Origin of the sequence: uncultured Methylophaga sp., assembly GCF_947259025.1 — a bacterium.
Classification (GTDB): Bacteria; Pseudomonadota; Gammaproteobacteria; order Nitrosococcales; family Methylophagaceae; genus Methylophaga.
The window spans coordinates 297,090-312,412 of the sequence record NZ_CAMYKO010000005.1; the positions used below are offsets into that span (position 1 = coordinate 297,090).

16 protein-coding genes are annotated in these 15,323 nt (G+C 44.5%); 9 read left to right on the forward strand and 7 right to left on the reverse strand.

The genetic code is table 11. From position 1 onward, the window contains the following. Positions 1-34 precede the first annotated feature (34 nt). Entirely contained in the window at positions 35-1,318 is a 1,284-nt protein-coding gene (locus Q0X64_RS07405) for a PQQ-dependent sugar dehydrogenase (protein ID WP_297810713.1), read from the reverse strand. Between the two features lie 282 nt (positions 1,319-1,600). Between Q0X64_RS07405 and Q0X64_RS07410 the strand changes: the two genes are divergently transcribed. Then, positions 1,601-1,795, forward strand: a complete 195-nt coding sequence (locus tag Q0X64_RS07410) for a hypothetical protein (protein ID WP_297810717.1) — start codon at positions 1,601-1,603, stop codon at positions 1,793-1,795. A gap of 171 nt (positions 1,796-1,966) precedes the next feature. Here Q0X64_RS07410 and Q0X64_RS07415 read toward each other — a convergent pair whose 3' ends face one another. From Q0X64_RS07415 to Q0X64_RS07425, 3 genes are all read right to left on the reverse strand, one after another. Continuing rightward, positions 1,967-2,257: a DUF3144 domain-containing protein gene (locus Q0X64_RS07415; RefSeq protein ID WP_297810720.1), complete on the reverse strand. Its 291-nt coding sequence runs from the start codon at positions 2,255-2,257 to the stop codon at positions 1,967-1,969. A 40-nt stretch (positions 2,258-2,297) separates the two neighbouring features. Continuing rightward, on the reverse strand, positions 2,298-2,648 hold the full coding sequence (locus tag Q0X64_RS07420; protein WP_297810723.1) for a cupin domain-containing protein: 351 nt from the start codon (positions 2,646-2,648) through the stop codon (positions 2,298-2,300). A gap of 111 nt (positions 2,649-2,759) precedes the next feature. Continuing rightward, a complete protein-coding gene (locus Q0X64_RS07425; protein WP_297810726.1) occupies positions 2,760-3,761 on the reverse strand; it encodes an amidohydrolase family protein in 1,002 nt (333 codons plus the stop codon). A 267-nt stretch (positions 3,762-4,028) separates the two neighbouring features. On the opposite strand from Q0X64_RS07425, the gene Q0X64_RS07430 reads away from it, so the two are divergent. Continuing rightward, positions 4,029-4,223, forward strand: a complete 195-nt coding sequence (locus Q0X64_RS07430; protein ID WP_297810729.1) for a hypothetical protein — start codon at positions 4,029-4,031, stop codon at positions 4,221-4,223. An 86-nt stretch (positions 4,224-4,309) separates the two neighbouring features. Here the strand turns inward: Q0X64_RS07430 and Q0X64_RS07435 are convergent, their stop codons facing one another. Both Q0X64_RS07435 and Q0X64_RS07440 read right to left on the reverse strand, forming a co-directional pair. Continuing rightward, positions 4,310-5,041, reverse strand: a complete 732-nt coding sequence (locus tag Q0X64_RS07435) for a hypothetical protein (RefSeq protein ID WP_297810732.1) — start codon at positions 5,039-5,041, stop codon at positions 4,310-4,312. Positions 5,042-5,104: 63 nt separating this feature from the next. Next, entirely contained in the window at positions 5,105-5,884 is a 780-nt protein-coding gene (locus Q0X64_RS07440; protein WP_297810735.1) for a hypothetical protein, read from the reverse strand. Between the two features lie 529 nt (positions 5,885-6,413). On the opposite strand from Q0X64_RS07440, the gene Q0X64_RS07445 reads away from it, so the two are divergent. Next, positions 6,414-6,749 carry a YnfA family protein gene (locus tag Q0X64_RS07445; RefSeq protein ID WP_297810739.1) on the forward strand — a complete coding sequence of 112 codons (336 nt, stop codon included), beginning with the start codon at positions 6,414-6,416 and terminating at the stop codon, positions 6,747-6,749. A gap of 22 nt (positions 6,750-6,771) precedes the next feature. Here Q0X64_RS07445 and Q0X64_RS07450 read toward each other — a convergent pair whose 3' ends face one another. Beyond that, entirely contained in the window at positions 6,772-7,602 is an 831-nt protein-coding gene (locus Q0X64_RS07450) for a cation transporter (RefSeq protein WP_366517510.1), read from the reverse strand. Between the two features lie 154 nt (positions 7,603-7,756). On the opposite strand from Q0X64_RS07450, the gene cadR reads away from it, so the two are divergent. The 6 genes from cadR (at position 7,757) to Q0X64_RS07480 (ending at position 15,293) form a co-directional block, all read left to right on the forward strand. After that, complete coding sequence (cadR, locus tag Q0X64_RS07455) at positions 7,757-8,158, forward strand: Cd(II)/Pb(II)-responsive transcriptional regulator (RefSeq protein WP_297812153.1); 402 nt, start codon at positions 7,757-7,759, stop codon at positions 8,156-8,158. A 224-nt stretch (positions 8,159-8,382) separates the two neighbouring features. Continuing rightward, entirely contained in the window at positions 8,383-8,724 is a 342-nt protein-coding gene (locus Q0X64_RS07460) for a hypothetical protein (protein ID WP_297810742.1), read from the forward strand. Positions 8,725-8,787: 63 nt separating this feature from the next. After that, positions 8,788-10,083, forward strand: a complete 1,296-nt coding sequence (locus Q0X64_RS07465; RefSeq protein ID WP_297810745.1) for a TolC family protein — start codon at positions 8,788-8,790, stop codon at positions 10,081-10,083. Between the two features lie 111 nt (positions 10,084-10,194). After that, a complete protein-coding gene (locus Q0X64_RS07470; RefSeq protein ID WP_297810748.1) occupies positions 10,195-11,184 on the forward strand; it encodes an HlyD family efflux transporter periplasmic adaptor subunit in 990 nt (329 codons plus the stop codon). Positions 11,185-11,197: 13 nt separating this feature from the next. After that, positions 11,198-14,311, forward strand: a complete 3,114-nt coding sequence (locus Q0X64_RS07475) for a CusA/CzcA family heavy metal efflux RND transporter (protein WP_297810751.1) — start codon at positions 11,198-11,200, stop codon at positions 14,309-14,311. Positions 14,312-14,366: 55 nt separating this feature from the next. After that, positions 14,367-15,293, forward strand: coding sequence for a cation diffusion facilitator family transporter (locus tag Q0X64_RS07480; protein ID WP_297810754.1), 927 nt, complete (start codon positions 14,367-14,369; stop codon positions 15,291-15,293). The last annotated feature ends 30 nt before the right edge of the window (positions 15,294-15,323 follow it).

Here is a 15,323-nt window from a genome sequence, read left to right on the forward strand (position 1 = left end):
GAATGCACTGCTTCCGTGCAGTGCGATTTATCGCTTATTCAGGGCTGATGCGATGGATCACACCTTCTCCCATGACCGCGTAGAGGTCACCATCAGGTCCCTGATCAATGGCACGGAAGCGACCGGATTCTTTCGGTAGAACCATCTCGCTGACATCATTCACACTCTGACCATCGTCAGCGATGTCCAGCAGATTAATCCGGTTACCGACCGGGGTACCGCCAAAGCCTATACCCATGAAACCAACAGCGAGGCGACCTTCCCACTGACCCCATTGCTCACCGTTCAGGAATTCAGCGGTGCTGATCCCCTGGGAAAGCTGGTTATTCTGCCAGGCCGGGTTAATCGCATCCGGATAGGTGTTGATATCGGTAATGGGCATATATTCAGATCGTTTATCCGGATCCATACCTTCTTTCTGGTTGGGCATGTAGCCGCAATAGTCATCCGGGCAGTCGCCACGACCCGCCATATTAGGCTTAGGGTCCCAGCCACTGTTGCCACCGGCGACCAGCATATTGACCTCGTCCGAGTGCCATGGACCATGCTCGGTGACGACGGGCTGACCAGTTTCCGGATGGAATGTCAGGCCCTGAACGTTACGATGACCATAGGTAAATATCCTTGGATCATAATCGTCGGAGAGGCCATTTTCCGGCGCGGCCTGGCCATTACGATCAATACGCAGCACTTTACCGCCCAGCGATTGCGGATCCTGTGGAATCCGGCTGTTATGGTTATCACCCGTCGTGACATAAAGGAAGGTGTTGTCCGGTCCAAACTGGATGCGGCCACCATTGTGGGCACCGGCTTCACCAAAAGGGTGATCCGTCGGTTTCGGTTTAAATGGAATATCCGCCACAATATCAGTGCGCTCAGACACTTTGGTGAAATCTTTATTCAGTTTCAGACGCAGCACCCGGTTAGTGGCCGGCGGTGTTTTATCTGACGCGGAATACACATAGATAAAACGATTCTCTTCAAAGTTCGGGTCGATTTCCACGCCGTTCATCCCAGCCTGACCCTGGCAGAAAAGATCGTTAGCCGTGGTGGCATAACCCTCAGTGTCTTTCATGCCTAAAAGCTTGTTGACGCTACCATCGGGCTTGCGTACTGACAGGCCATGGCATTTCTCGGTAACCAACATGGCACCATCATCAAAAAAGGCGATGTCCCAAGGATTCACCAGATCAGACATAACCTCGGTCTGGCTGAGTTCGGGCGCAGCGGCGTTGGCGTGTGCCATCGCAGGCATTCCGCCCAGCATCATCGAGGCCACCAGGATATGAGGTGTTTTGTTTTTAAGTGTATGAGGCAAGTTCGTTCCTCCTTTATTTGTCAGATACTTTTTGCATCACAGATACGAAGTCATCATCAATAAATAGTCATTGAATGACCTATACCGTGGTGACGTCAGCAAGCGATGCAATGTTCCTGAGCGCGGCCAAACGATTCAGCTGATGGGCTGAAAGACTAGTAGGGAAGGGTGCTGGTCAGGGTACACATGTCAGTTGATCATGCTGCAAATAAAGGAGTAGATTGTGCGTTGTGATGATGCCAAATGTCCCAGCGTAGTTGGATTGTCAGAAAAGGACGCAACATGCAAAAGCTTTTAGCAAAAGAGTCGATCAAGCTGCTCAAGCTCGCCAGTGTCGGCTTTCTGCTGATCATTATTCTTGTTTTGGCCGGGGAAAAACTGACGGGTACGGAAGCCGTGATTCTGGGGATTGCACCTTACATTCTGTACCAGGTTTACTGCGCTATCCAACGGACAACAAGACGCAAAAAGAAATAATCTTTCAGGGTCACAATCACGCCACCAATCTGGCTGCTTACTGGTGACGCTGGAAAGATATCAATCCCACACCATCAGATTGAGATGATCCTAGGTCATGTTGGCATCCATGCAGATACAAAAAAGCCGACTTGATGTCGGCTTTTCTTTGAGCTGATAACAGGTGTCAGCTTAGTTCTGGTTGTAGTCATCAAAACGCTCGATATACTCTTCGAGGTTTTGCTCCATCATCTCTCTGTAACGCTGAGAGAAGTAATCAACCATGTTTTGCTTTTCTTGTTTCAGCTTTTCCACATCATCAAACTGGCGAACGTTACTGAACACGTTAAAACGTGCAGCAGAAAAGAGGATGGCAGCATTGACGTTGTCCACATCGGTTGCTGCGTTTTGCTGATTAGCCACAGCAATAAACTCATCACAACGTTCTTGGAATGTTTTTTCAGCAGGGGCGTTTTCGCTCATGTTTGTCTCTCGTATGTTTTAGTTGAACATCAGGTCAGGCTTAGCCAAAGACAGCCTTTACGCGGTTAATCAAAATTTTCACCCGGCTCAGCAAGCATTTAACGACATTGCCGTTGGCATGTTTAAAGCGTTTTTTGAATGGCTTTTTGACTTCCCAGGTGCCTTTGAAACCATTAGGGAAAATCACAAAATCACCCGCTTTGAATGTGACTGCAGGGCTGCCATCTTCCGGGGTCATCACACATTCGCCTTCAAGGATGTAGGCATATTCAGTAGTGATAAAACTCCAGGGGAAAACGGAGACCTCTTTCTGCCATGTCGGCCAGTGATTAACGCCGAGCTTTTTCAGTTGTTCTTCGGTTGGATTGCTATCTACGGTGATTTGTTTCATTGATTTTCCTGACTTATCTCATATCGCCGGTCGATATGATTTCAGGGGAAGTAGGGTACGTGATCAGCATCAGTTTTCATAGATAATCAAGCACTGACGGTGCCTTTTCTATCAATCTTTTGACTGTTCAGGCAGTAAACTCAGTAGGTTATCGTGAGCGATCGCCTGAGCCACTTCAGCGGGTAGGGCATCCAGCACCGGATCAAAGCCATGCATGATTTTACCGACGTTATCAAAACTCCCGACTACATCACTACCAATCACAAACCGCGTTGGATAATCCTCAAGCAGGGCCAGCCACTTGGGCCGCGGCTTACCTTCATTATCTAAAATGTAGGGTTCAAGCATGGTCCACGATAAGTCGATATAGAGGTTGTCGTACTTACCCATTAGGTCTTTCAGCAAGGGGTAAAGGAATTCGAGCTTATCCTGGTGTCGGTGTAACGCTTTACTGGTGCCGGCGTGTGCCCAGATAAATTTCACCGCCGGGTTTTTACTCAACGCCTCTTCCAGTTCTTCAAGATATAAAGGGTTTCGTTCACGCTTAGAGGTGATATTACTGTGCAGCAGGACGGGGAGGTCAAACTCATCAGCCAGTTTATAGACCTTCATCATCGCTTCACTGTTGGCTCTGGGGGCACTGCCTTCTATCAGGGCAGTCAGATCATCATGACGAGTGAAGACCTCGCCAATTCCTTGCCAGAATCCCGGGTTCAACTCCAATGCACGGCGTATATGATTCACTGAGTTTTTATCTTCAGGATTAAAACCGGATAAGAAAGGAATAAAGCGGTTTTGTTGTTCGGGGCTAAGCGATTCGATCGCCGCATGTAACTCAAAGTCAGTAGCGCTATACCAGTAAATGGGCGCATCGTCACCCGCATAATAGCGCGGTTTTTTAGGCTCATTTTCATGCCAGACCTTGGAGACGGGAATCCCCATGATCACAGCCTGGCTGATATCGCTCTCATCCATCGCCTCAATTAAGGCGGGCATGCCATCTGTTTCCTGGAAAAAGTCGACGTAATGCAGGTGAGCATCAATGTAATCGCGTGCAAAAGCCAAATGACTCATCAGCAGCAGAGATAAAGCCAAGCCGGTTTTCAGCCACATTGCTATTCCTGATTTCATTAAAAACAATTTATTCAGATAGCAAACTATACGGTGAGTTCATGATGACTGGGTGTGAATCAATCAACTTTGTGACACCATTCAGACTATTCAGTCATTGCTGATAATGATCGTGAATATTTGATCACCATGACTCACGGGTTGTGGCAAACCTTTGCTCTTTGCTAGATTTGCCAACAAAGGAGTAGATTAAGCCTGATAATGACTTCAGTCGTCCAAGTTATTGGAATGAATAAATAAGGAAGCCAAATGCAGAAGGTGTATAAGAAAGAAGCACTCAAGCTTCTCAAGCTCGGTATTGTAGGGTTCTTACTGGTTATTATTCTTGTTCTGGCTGGTGAAAAACTGACGGGTACAGAAGCTGTGATATTGGGTATAGCCCCATATATTCTTTACCAGATTTACTGTGCTATCCAAGGAGCAATGCGTCATAAGAAGAAATAAGACTACTCATAACTGAAGCTTGGGGCTAAATAGAATCAATCGTGTCGGCCCCCCCCTTTTTTGATCCATTTGCTAATTTTTCAAATTTACGGCTTTCCTGAATGACTTTGTGTGTTCGGGTTTGGGATTCCCAGAGAGTCGTAATGTTCTTGAATTAGAGGCCCTATAACTGTAATGAGGTAATCTCTAATTTGAGTTTCTTGTGAGTGCTTGAGCACACTCTTTCGGTTATCAAGGAAAGTAATTATCTTACGACTGTTGCAAACCCCAGTCTTTTTTGCGAGTAGTTTTAAGTCTTTTTCAAATTCATCAAAAGCATCGTTGTACAGAAAATTTTTCATTCTTGATATGACAACTTGATCAGAGTCACTGACTTCTTCTCCGAACATATCATCAATACCTTCGAGAAACTTTATCAATGACTTGTTTTTTCCTAATTGGTAAGCATGTAAAGGAAGGATTGGAGCTAGATCATTTATGGAGTCAAGATACTTTTCTAGATATTCCGAACTAATAGGTTTATTCGCGTGAACGACCAATGCAGCATCATGAAGCCCATCTTTTAGTTTATTAACTTCATCTGTACTAATTTTTTCGCCAGGGAACGCTTTTCTTAACTGATCGACAAGTGTGTTGTGGAAATCTTCTCCTTGGAGTGTCTTCGTTATTCCAATCAAGGACCATATTTCCAACAAGTGAAACAGCGTGCGATTAATTTTCTCCGCTTTGTAACTGTTTGCCTTGAGGATGTAACTTACTGAAGAAATTACAGCACCAAGTACAGCACCTACTATTACTGAGAGCAATTCAATATCCATATGGTTTGCTTATTTACTTAACTTTGACGCAAACATTATATCTAGCTAATCAACTATGCTAAATCAAATGATCCTAAAGTTCCTGTTATCGTAATTTTGTCTAATACGTTTATCGATATTATTCAATAACAACTCAGGGTCATTTGAAATGTCATTGTCTGATACATATGAACAGATCATCTTTGAAATCATTTCCCTCTCAGCTCTACTTTTTGTCAGGAAAGTGACAAGAGCTAAGTTTTCGTACTTTAGAAAGTCATATAAAGATTTAGATATTTTTTGAACAGCAGTGTCAATCTCATGAATACTCTCGAGCGTTCTGCACCAGCCTCGAAGAACTTTTAATTGCGTATTACTAGTTGGCTGTATTTCAGGAACTGTTTCTTCCAAGTTATGAAGCAATTGAAAATAGGTCCCAATATTTTCTTCATAGAGCCAAATATGAGTTCCATTGATGGAGCCAATTTTATCTGAGACCCATTTTTGAACTCTCTTACCATCATCGCTAATCTCGGAATATTGTATTTCGATGTAGACACTTGGATTTTTGCTCTTCTCCATGTTTTGTAGTTCTTTTCTGACAGAGCTTGGGAGTAGAGTTTTTAACTGAAAAATTTCTCTACGCTGTATGTTCAGCTGCTCACTAAGCTTGTTTAAGTGAGAGAGATATTTTTGATCAAGCGTTTTTGTGATCTGCTCAATCCTGCTAGAAATTTCAATTTCTCGTTCTAACCAGTTTTTATCGATGTTGTACTGTTCATTGAGCTGGAAATATTTATCGCCACAGGTACCACCAATCAGGGCTTCTTTTCCATTTTTAGTAAGGACTAAGTAGCCTTTCATGAAGCGATGATTGCAGTTATTTTCTTTTCTCTCGATTTGGCACTTGGCGAGCTCTTGTTCCTCGGGTTTGAACCGAGTCATAAACAGCAGTGACTGGAAGTTCTCTTTAGTAACTCGAAACTTTGGGTCAAACGCTATTCTGTTGTCTACTTCTGAGTAGTCAGTTATTAACAGGTAAGACATTCAATATAAATTTTCATCTCTTTAAGCAAAAAAAAAGCCAGAATGATTACTCATTCTGGCTTTGTAGGGACTATAGTAATAAAGCTTTATAACTATATAAAAAACAGATGCCTATGTGGAAATAACGACCATAAGATAATTGATAATAAAGGCATATAGTTAATAAAACCTATATAAACGTTCATATACTTATTGTTATATAGTTAATCCTAAGACGCATCAGGATTACACGGCGCGTTATTTTAGAGCTATGTCAAGATAGGCAATGATTTATAGCCCACTATTGTTGTGTCAATGTGTGTAAGGTGCGCTGCCATTAAATGGCAATCTCACAGGAGTATTAGCCTTGGAGTTAGTGAAAGTAGCCGCATTGTTTGCAGTTACTGCAATTGCAGAAATCGTAGGCTGTTATCTACCGTGGCTTATCATCAGACAAGACAAGCCGCTGTGGCTCCTTCTACCGGCTGCTATTTCTCTCGGTGTATTTGCATGGTTATTGACACTGCACCCGACTGCAGCTGGTCGCACTTATGCAGCATACGGAGGTATGTACATCGCTGTAGCACTAGCCTGGCTTCATTTCGTAGATGGCATTTCTTTGAGCCGTTGGGATATTACTGGTGCCAGTATTGCGCTAATTGGGATGGCCGTCATAGCATTGCAACCTTCTACACAAGGGTAACAAGCCCTCCATAGGCTCTAGACTATATTCTGATTGATAGAATGCGTTTAGCACCATACAAAACGAGAACACCGGCGATACTACCAATAATCAAATCTGGATAATTCGAGCCTGTCCAGATGACCAAGGCTCCGGCAGTGATGACACCCATATTAATGAGCACATCATTTGCAGAGAATATCCAGCTTGCTTTCATATGTGCACCACTTTCTCTGTGTCTTGATATAAGCAATAAACAAGATGTGTTAGCAATTAACGCGATGAATGCGACGAGCATCATTAACATCGATTCGGGCTCACTTCCGAATATAAAGCGCCTAACAACTTCGGAAATTAGACCAAAAGCCATAACTAACTGGAGCAGACCCGCTACGTGCGCTGCACGTAATTGCATTTTTGCGCCATGCCCAATCGCATAAAGCGCCAGGCCATACACTGCGGCATCGGCAAAGTTGTCCAGTGACTCTCCAATCAGGCCTGTTGATTGGGCTACCAGACCTGAAAAGAACTCCACCAGAAACAGGATGGCATTTATGCCAAGTAGCCAGTACAGGGTAATTGACTCTTGTGCTGATGCCTTATCATTACCGTCTTTAATGAGCTCAGGATCTGCTGGTAACGTTTCTTGAAGAGTTGCTCCAAGTTTCAAACCGTTGAGCTTGGCGCTGATAGGATCATTAGGTCCTTCGTGCAAGACCTTTAGTTGACGCAGAGATAGGTCGAAGGCGAGTCCATGGACTTGTGCAAGATCACTGAAAGCTAATTTGATTAGCCTCTCCTCTGATGGACAATCCATTTTTGGAATGGAATAAATACTCATCGATATGCCAAGCTTAACTTCTACATCTGACATCTCAGTCTTTATGTTTTGATTCGCATTGCAACCACATGAGTTCTGTTCATATTTTTCCATGAGTATTTCTCACTTAATTATTGTTACCAACAGAGATTAAAAACTATCAAGTTACTATAAGGTCAATAGTGAGAAATTAGTGACAGAGGTGAATATGCATATAGGCGAAATAACTAAGCTATCAGGTCTTGACGCCCAGACAATTCGTTTTTACGAATATCAAGGGTTGCTAACTATGCCTGCTCGTCAGGCTAATGGTTATCGAACCTATACGGATATTCATGTTGAACAATTGTCTTTTATTCGTCGTTGTCGAATGCTGGAGCTTTCACTAACAGACATTCGCGCACTCCTTAAACTAAAGAGTGCTCCGCATGAGTCATGTGAAGTAATAAATACTCTCATCAATGGACACATAGCCGAGGTTCAGGCACGAATAACTTCACTGCAGACACTGGAGAAACAATTGACATCATTGATGTCTTGCTGTGCAGATGGTCGGGAGATTGAGGACTGTGGCATCCTTGCCTCTCTTCATGAGAAAAGTGAGCACTAGGGCTTTGTGTAACTTACTCTGCTCTCAATGCTACGAAACCCAAATCCGTATTTGGTTGATTATCAATTAGAACTAGATGACGCGATAAAGCGGATTACCTTAATGTCCGATATGAGTCGACAGAAGTACACATCAGGTTCTTAGTGGACTGCCTTGAATAAAGCAGGAAACTTATCTATGCTTTATTTGTTCTGAATATCAACAAACACATCAATTAATCAGTAATGTCAGCTAAATCATTTATCAACATGCTAATTTTCATGATTGCTATGCAGTCAGGCATCGTTGCGGCTGACATCCATAATGTGATTTCAGATCCTTCACAAGACCAGCACATCACCACAAGTGTTCTAGAGCTGAATGAAGAGTTGCATGAGAGCGCTCATGAATCGTTGAGTGCAGATGGCTGCGCTTACTGCATGCACTGCCACTGTACTCACTTCATTGCGATTCAAGACTTTAATGACATTGATGTGTACCCCATTCCTGACGAGTTTTACTCCATACAATTACTGACTTCCATAGCTAAACACCCAGTCAGTATGTTCCGTCCTCCAAAATCCTAGTCTGTTTATCGCTCTCCGGGCTCACTAGAGTCCGTGCATTAACAGATAACTGGGATTTTTCTCATGAATATACAATCCGTATGTGTGCCTTCATGTATGCACACCCTAAGAGTATGTTTGACGATCTTTATTGCTGCATTCATACCCGCTGTGGTGCAGGCTGAAACTTCGCAACAAACTACTAGTTTGAGTTTAAGCCAGGCAATGCAGCAGACGCTTGAACAACATCCAGCTTTGCAAGTTTTCCCATTGCGTGAGCAAAAGCTGGAAGGACAGAAAAAAACAGCTAACCTCCGGCCCGCCTATGTTGTAGGTGCTGACATTGAAAACTTGGCAGGGACTGGGGAGCTTAGTGGTGTCAAATCACTCGAAACCAGTGTCACATTGTCATCTGTATTGGAGCTGGGTGATAAGAGGCGGTCTCGGGTTGACCTTGTTGAGCAACAGACTGAAGTTGTCAGGGTTGAACGCCAAATAAAAGCCTTAGACCTATTAGGTGAGGTAACCCGACGTTATGTTTTAACGCTCAATAGCCAAGAACGTGTTCAATTAGCAGAGGTTGGACTGGAATTAGCTCAAACTACCCTGACTGAGGTTAAGAAACGGGTTAACTCGGCTGTAGCTCCAAAAGCTGATATGTGGCGTGCTGAGGCTGCAGTCGAACAAGCAAAGTTAACTTTGTCGGCTGAACGACGCCAGTTAGAAACCAATAAAATGCTACTAGTCAATCTATGGGGCAGTTATCAGCCAGACTTTAAGTCAGTGTCGGGCTCACTCTACGAATTAGATTCTGCTGTTCCATTTGACACGCTGTTCGAACAAGTCCAACAAAATCCGAAAATTGAATTTTTTGCTACGGAAACCCGTGTTCGTGATGCTCAGGTACGTCTTGCTAGAACCGAACAGGTGGCCGATTTGACCTGGTCTGTCGGTATTCGTCGAGACGAAGGGTTGGATGCAACAGCATTCGTGGCTGGAGTTTCTATACCTCTGTTTAGCCGCCAGCGGGCTGAAGGCAATATTGAAGCGGCATTGGCTGCACGTAATGAAATAACTTATCAGCGGCAAGACCTCCTATTACAGCTTCATTCTCAGCTTTACCGTGCCTACCTGGGACGAAAACAGGCGGTTGAAAGTATTAATAAATTGCAACAGGTAATTATCCCTAAGTTGATGGAAAGTTTGAAACAAACCCGAAGCGGCTATCAACGTGGGCTATATAGCTATTTAGATTTACTGACTGTCAGGGAGAACATGCTTCAGGCGAAGCGTGATGTCATTGAGGCTGCCACAGCAGCCCATCAGTTCCAAGCTGAAATCGAACAGCTGACCGCACAACCCTTAGCAGACATGGACTAACTAATTATGATCCTTACGAAGTATATGTTTAACAGAAATTTTTTCACACCTACTGTGAGTCACAGAGCGTTAATCCTTGTGGGTTTTCTCTGTTTGTTCAGCCTTACTGTTATGGCTCAAGAAAATCATGGACAAGAAAGAACAGAATCAAATTCCCACTCGGAGCAAGAAGCTCATGAACATGAGGAGACAGAGGATTTATCAGAGAATGCTAATGAAGCCGGTCATGACCATGCTGAGAAAGCCCACAGTGAAAATAGCGATGAACATGGCCACGATCATGGGGCGGAAGAGAAGTCGCATGTAGAGATTAATGATGAGATGGCGCGACAACAAGGAATGGTTTCGGCCAAAGTCTCTTCTGGTGAAATTGCTTTAACAACAAAACTCTATGGCAGGGCTGTAGTCTCTCCTGAGCAAATTAGTCACATAAGAGCACGATTTCCCGGCAAACTCACGAGAGTTAACGTTAACTTGGGTGATACTGTAAAAAAAGGGCAAGCTATAGCAAGTGTTGAGTCAAATAACAGCTTACAAAATTACAGTATTTATGCGCCTATAGCCGGTATCGTCACAGCAAAAGATGCCAATACAGGTGAGGTGGCAGCGGAGCAAATCCTCTTCACGATCACTAACACAGGATCTCTTTGGGCTGAACTCAGAGTTTTCCCTCAACAGGCAACAGCCATAGAGCGTGATCAGTCTGTTCATTTTTCAGCAGATAACACCCAATTCAGTTCGAAAATCGAGCAAATTCTACCCAGCAGCAATAATTCGCCTTATCAGATAGCGCGTGTACCTATTGATAACTCGCTACGGTCCTTTTTTCCGGGCCTGCTTGTCGAGGCAGACGTCGTTATTAATCAAAAGGTCGTTGGCATTAGAATTCCAAATAGCGCAATTCAACGCTATGAGGGGGCCCAAGTTGCCTTCGTTAAGGATGGGAACAAGTACCTCGTAAAACCGCTTGAGTTAGGTATTTCGGATGGTGTGTTCAGTGAAGTTTTAACAGGACTCCAGCCTGACGATGAAATCGTCGTAGAGAACAGCTATTTGATTAAAGCTGATCTGGAAAAAGAAGGCGCGGCACACGCCCACTAATACGGAGTTCAACATGATAAATAATATTTTATGGCTCTCAATAGAGCGACGTGGCCTTATGTTATCTCTGATCCTTTTAATCATCGGACTCGGGGTCTGGAGTTATCAGAAACTGCCCATTGATGCCGTCCCCGACATCACGAATGTTCAGGTGCAGATTAATACGAAGGCGCCAGGTTACTCGCCCTTAGAGGCGGAACAACGGATTACATACCCCGTAGAAAGAGCGATTGCTGGTTTACCCAACCTGGACTATACACGCTCCATATCTCGTTACGGGTTGTCGCAAGTCACCGTAGTCTTTGAGGAGGGGACGGACCTGTACTTTGCCCGGAACCTTATCAATAACCGATTAGCTGTCATAAAAGGTTCACTTCCCGATGGCCTTGAGCCAGAAATGGGACCGATAGCAACGGGGCTGGGTGAAATTCTAATGTATACAGTCACTGCAGAACCTGATGCTAAGCAGGCTGATGGCACGGCCTATGATGCGACTGAGCTGCGTGTGATCCAAGACTGGGTGATAAAACCACGTTTAGAGCGTGTGCCCGGCATTACAGAGGTCAACACAAATGGCGGGTATGAAAAGCAGTTTCATGTGCAGCCTGACCCAGTCAAATTGTTAAATTTTGGAATCAGCCTGAGCGAATTAAAGCTTGCTTTGATGCGCAACAATGATAATCGTGGTGCTGGTTATATTGAGCGTAATGGAGAACAAATTCTCGTACGCTCACCGGGACAGCTCAAGTCCATTGAAGATATTCGCCATGTTGTAGTGAAGAATATTGATGATCGGCCCGTGTTAGTAAAAGACTTGGCTGACGTGATTCTTGGTAAGCCTCTTCGCAGTGGTGCAGGTACAAGAGACGGACTCGAAACCGTTGTTGGCACGGTTATGATGCTAGTCGGTGAAAACTCACGTGAAGTTGCTGCAACGGTTGCAAGAGAATTAAAAGCGATCCAGACATCACTGCCTGATGGGGTCATTGCAGAAGCGGTCTACGAACGAACAACGCTCGTCGATAAGGCGATTGCAACAGTGCAAAAGAACCTGCTTGAAGGGGCTTTACTGGTAATCGTGGTTTTATTCTTACTCTTAGGTAATATTCGTGCAGCCCTGATTACGGCGGCCGTAATTCCTCTGGCTATGCTTGCAACCATCAGTGGTATGGTTCGAGCAGGTATTTCTGCAAATCTGATGAGCCTGGGTGCGCTGGACTTTGGGTTAATAGTCGACGGCGCAGTCATTATTGTAGAAAACTCAATACGAAGACTCTCCATAGCTCAACGAGATGTAGGTAACGTACTGCCATTGAAGGAGCGTTTACAGGTTGTTTACGATGCCACAAACGAAGTCATACGGCCGAGTTTATTCGGCGTAACCATAATCACCGTGGTTTATATCCCTTTATTCAGTTTGACGGGTGTTGAAGGGAAAATGTTTGAGCCTATGGCTGCCACAGTCATCATCGCATTGGTTTCAGCCATGCTTTTTACTCTCACAATAGTCCCTGCTGCTATAGCGATATTCATGCGTGGCAAAATCAGAGAAAAAGAAAATATCATAATCAGTGGAGCAAAATGGCTCTATAGACCGTTGCTCTTACTCAGTCTTAAGTTACGCTGGGTAGTGATTCTGGTTACAGCCATTCTTGTAGGCTTATCCGTCAATCTGGCCAGTAAAATGGGCTCAGAATTTATACCCCAGCTTAACGAGGGTGATGTGGCTTTACATGCACTCAGAAGCATCGGTACTAGCCTTGAGCAATCCATCAAAATGCAAGAGCAGTTGGAGCAGCGTTTAAAAAGCTTCCCTCAGGTAGATAAGGTCTTTGCAAAACTCGGTACACCTGAAGTTGCGACCGACCCGATGCCGCCGAATGTGGCAGACACTTTCCTCATTCTAAAACCAAGGCACGAGTGGCCAAGACCAGAGCTGTCCAAAGAAGAACTGCTTGAACAAATTGAGGAAGCAGTTAAGGAATTACCTGGGAACAACTATGAGTTCACACAACCCATTGAAATGCGGTTTAACGAGCTGATTTCTGGTGTTCGTGCGGACTTAGGGATTAAGGTGTTTGGTGATGATTTAGAGGCGATTAAGCAAAGTGCAGAAGCTGTACTTGCTGTGGTTCAGACAATACCTGGAGCTGCAGATGCTCGACTTGAACAAGTCGATGATATGCCTATGTTAACTGTTGAGCCCAAGCGCATGGCTATGTCTCGCTATGGTCTTAATGTTGATGATATTCAGGAACTGGTCTCAACAGCAGTCGGAGGTAGTTCAGCCGGATTGATTTACGATGGTGATCGCCGTTTCCAACTCATGGTTCGTTTGCCAGATGAGATTCGTGAGGATCTGAATGCGTTATCTGTCCTTCCCGTGGGGCTTCCGAGTGGTGACTATGTCCCTCTTTCTGAGGTTGCCAAAGTTGAGCTGACTCAGGCGCCAAGTCAAATATCTCGCGAGAATGCCAAACGTCGTGTTGTCGTGACGAGTAACGTGAGAGGGCGTGACTTAGGGTCGTTTGTTGCTGAAGCCCAAAAGCGTATTGAGGAATCCGTAACTCTGCCGCCTGGCTACTGGATTGAGTATGGTGGAACATACGAACAATTGGAATCAGCGAGTCAGCGTCTATCCATCGTAGTCCCCGTGACCCTGTTCATCATTTTAGGGCTGCTGGTCACAGTACTGGGGTCACTCCGTGATGCTGTGATTATCTTTACCGGTGTTCCATTAGCCCTAACCGGTGGTGTTTTATCACTATGGCTTCGAGATATGCCACTCTCCATATCAGCAGGTGTTGGCTTTATTGCACTTTCAGGTATTGCCGTTTTGAATGGCTTGGTCATGCTGGCATTTATTCGAGACTACTGGCATAGCCATCGAGATTTACATAAGGCGATCATTGAAGGTGCAATGACAAGACTACGCCCAGTGTTGATGACTGCATTGGTAGCAAGCTTAGGGTTTGTGCCGATGGCACTCAATACTGGTACTGGCGCTGAGGTACAGCGCCCGCTTGCCACAGTGGTGATTGGCGGCATTATGTCATCAACACTGCTGACGCTACTGGTCTTGCCTGCCTTGTATCGAATCGTTCATGGACGCGAAAAGACTAAATAGATCTTTGGCGGCCTTATGGCCGCCAATTCGATACTAACTTGCAATGGATTCAGCGATGCATACACACGCACACTCCCGTAACACCCGTGATAGCAGAATTAAAACTGCTTTTTTTCTCAATGTAGGGTTCACAATACTTGAGTTTATTGGAGGTTGGCTGACTAACAGTACAGCCATAATGGCTGATGCTATCCATGATCTCGGCGACAGCCTATCTATTGGCTCTGCTTGGTTACTAAACCGTGCAGGTGAAAAACAGGCTGATAGTGTCTTTACGTATGGTTACAGACGCTTATCTTTATTTGGTGCCTTAATCAATAGCTTGGTACTTATTGTCGGTTCTGTCTGGGTGCTAAATGAGGCCTTGCAGCGCTTGTCTGAACCGGTAATGCCTATTGCCAATGGCATGATGGCTCTCGCTATTCTGGGGGTGACAGTGAACGGCTTTGCTGCGTACCGACTCAGCAAGGGCGTATCGTTAAATGAAAGGGTATTGAATTGGCACTTACTTGAAGATGTTTTAGGTTGGTTAGCGATATTGGTGTTATCAATAATCCTTCAATTCGCAGATTGGCCAATTCTGGATCCGTTACTGTCGATTGCTTTCACCTTATTTATTTTAACGAATGTGATACGAAACCTTTGGGAAACGGGTAAGTTGTTTTTTCAAGCCGTGCCTGACAAAGCTTTGCATGATGAAATAAAGCAGATCCTGAGCGATATTCAGGAGGTTAAAGAAGTTCACCACTTACATCTTTGGTCACTTGATGGTGAACACCATGTGCTTACGGCGCATCTAACGCTAGAGTCAGAGTCCATATATGTGGATGACTATGTTGATCTAAAAAAGACGGTTGCGAGTGTTTTAGCTAACTACCACTTGTCACACACCACGATAGAGTTTGAACTCAATAAAGAGACTTGTAGGGATTTTTTGCAAACTAGCCATGGTCAAGAAGACAGTATTAGTACAAATAAGTGAATTGGCTTTGCACAAGAAACAAGTAAGTTG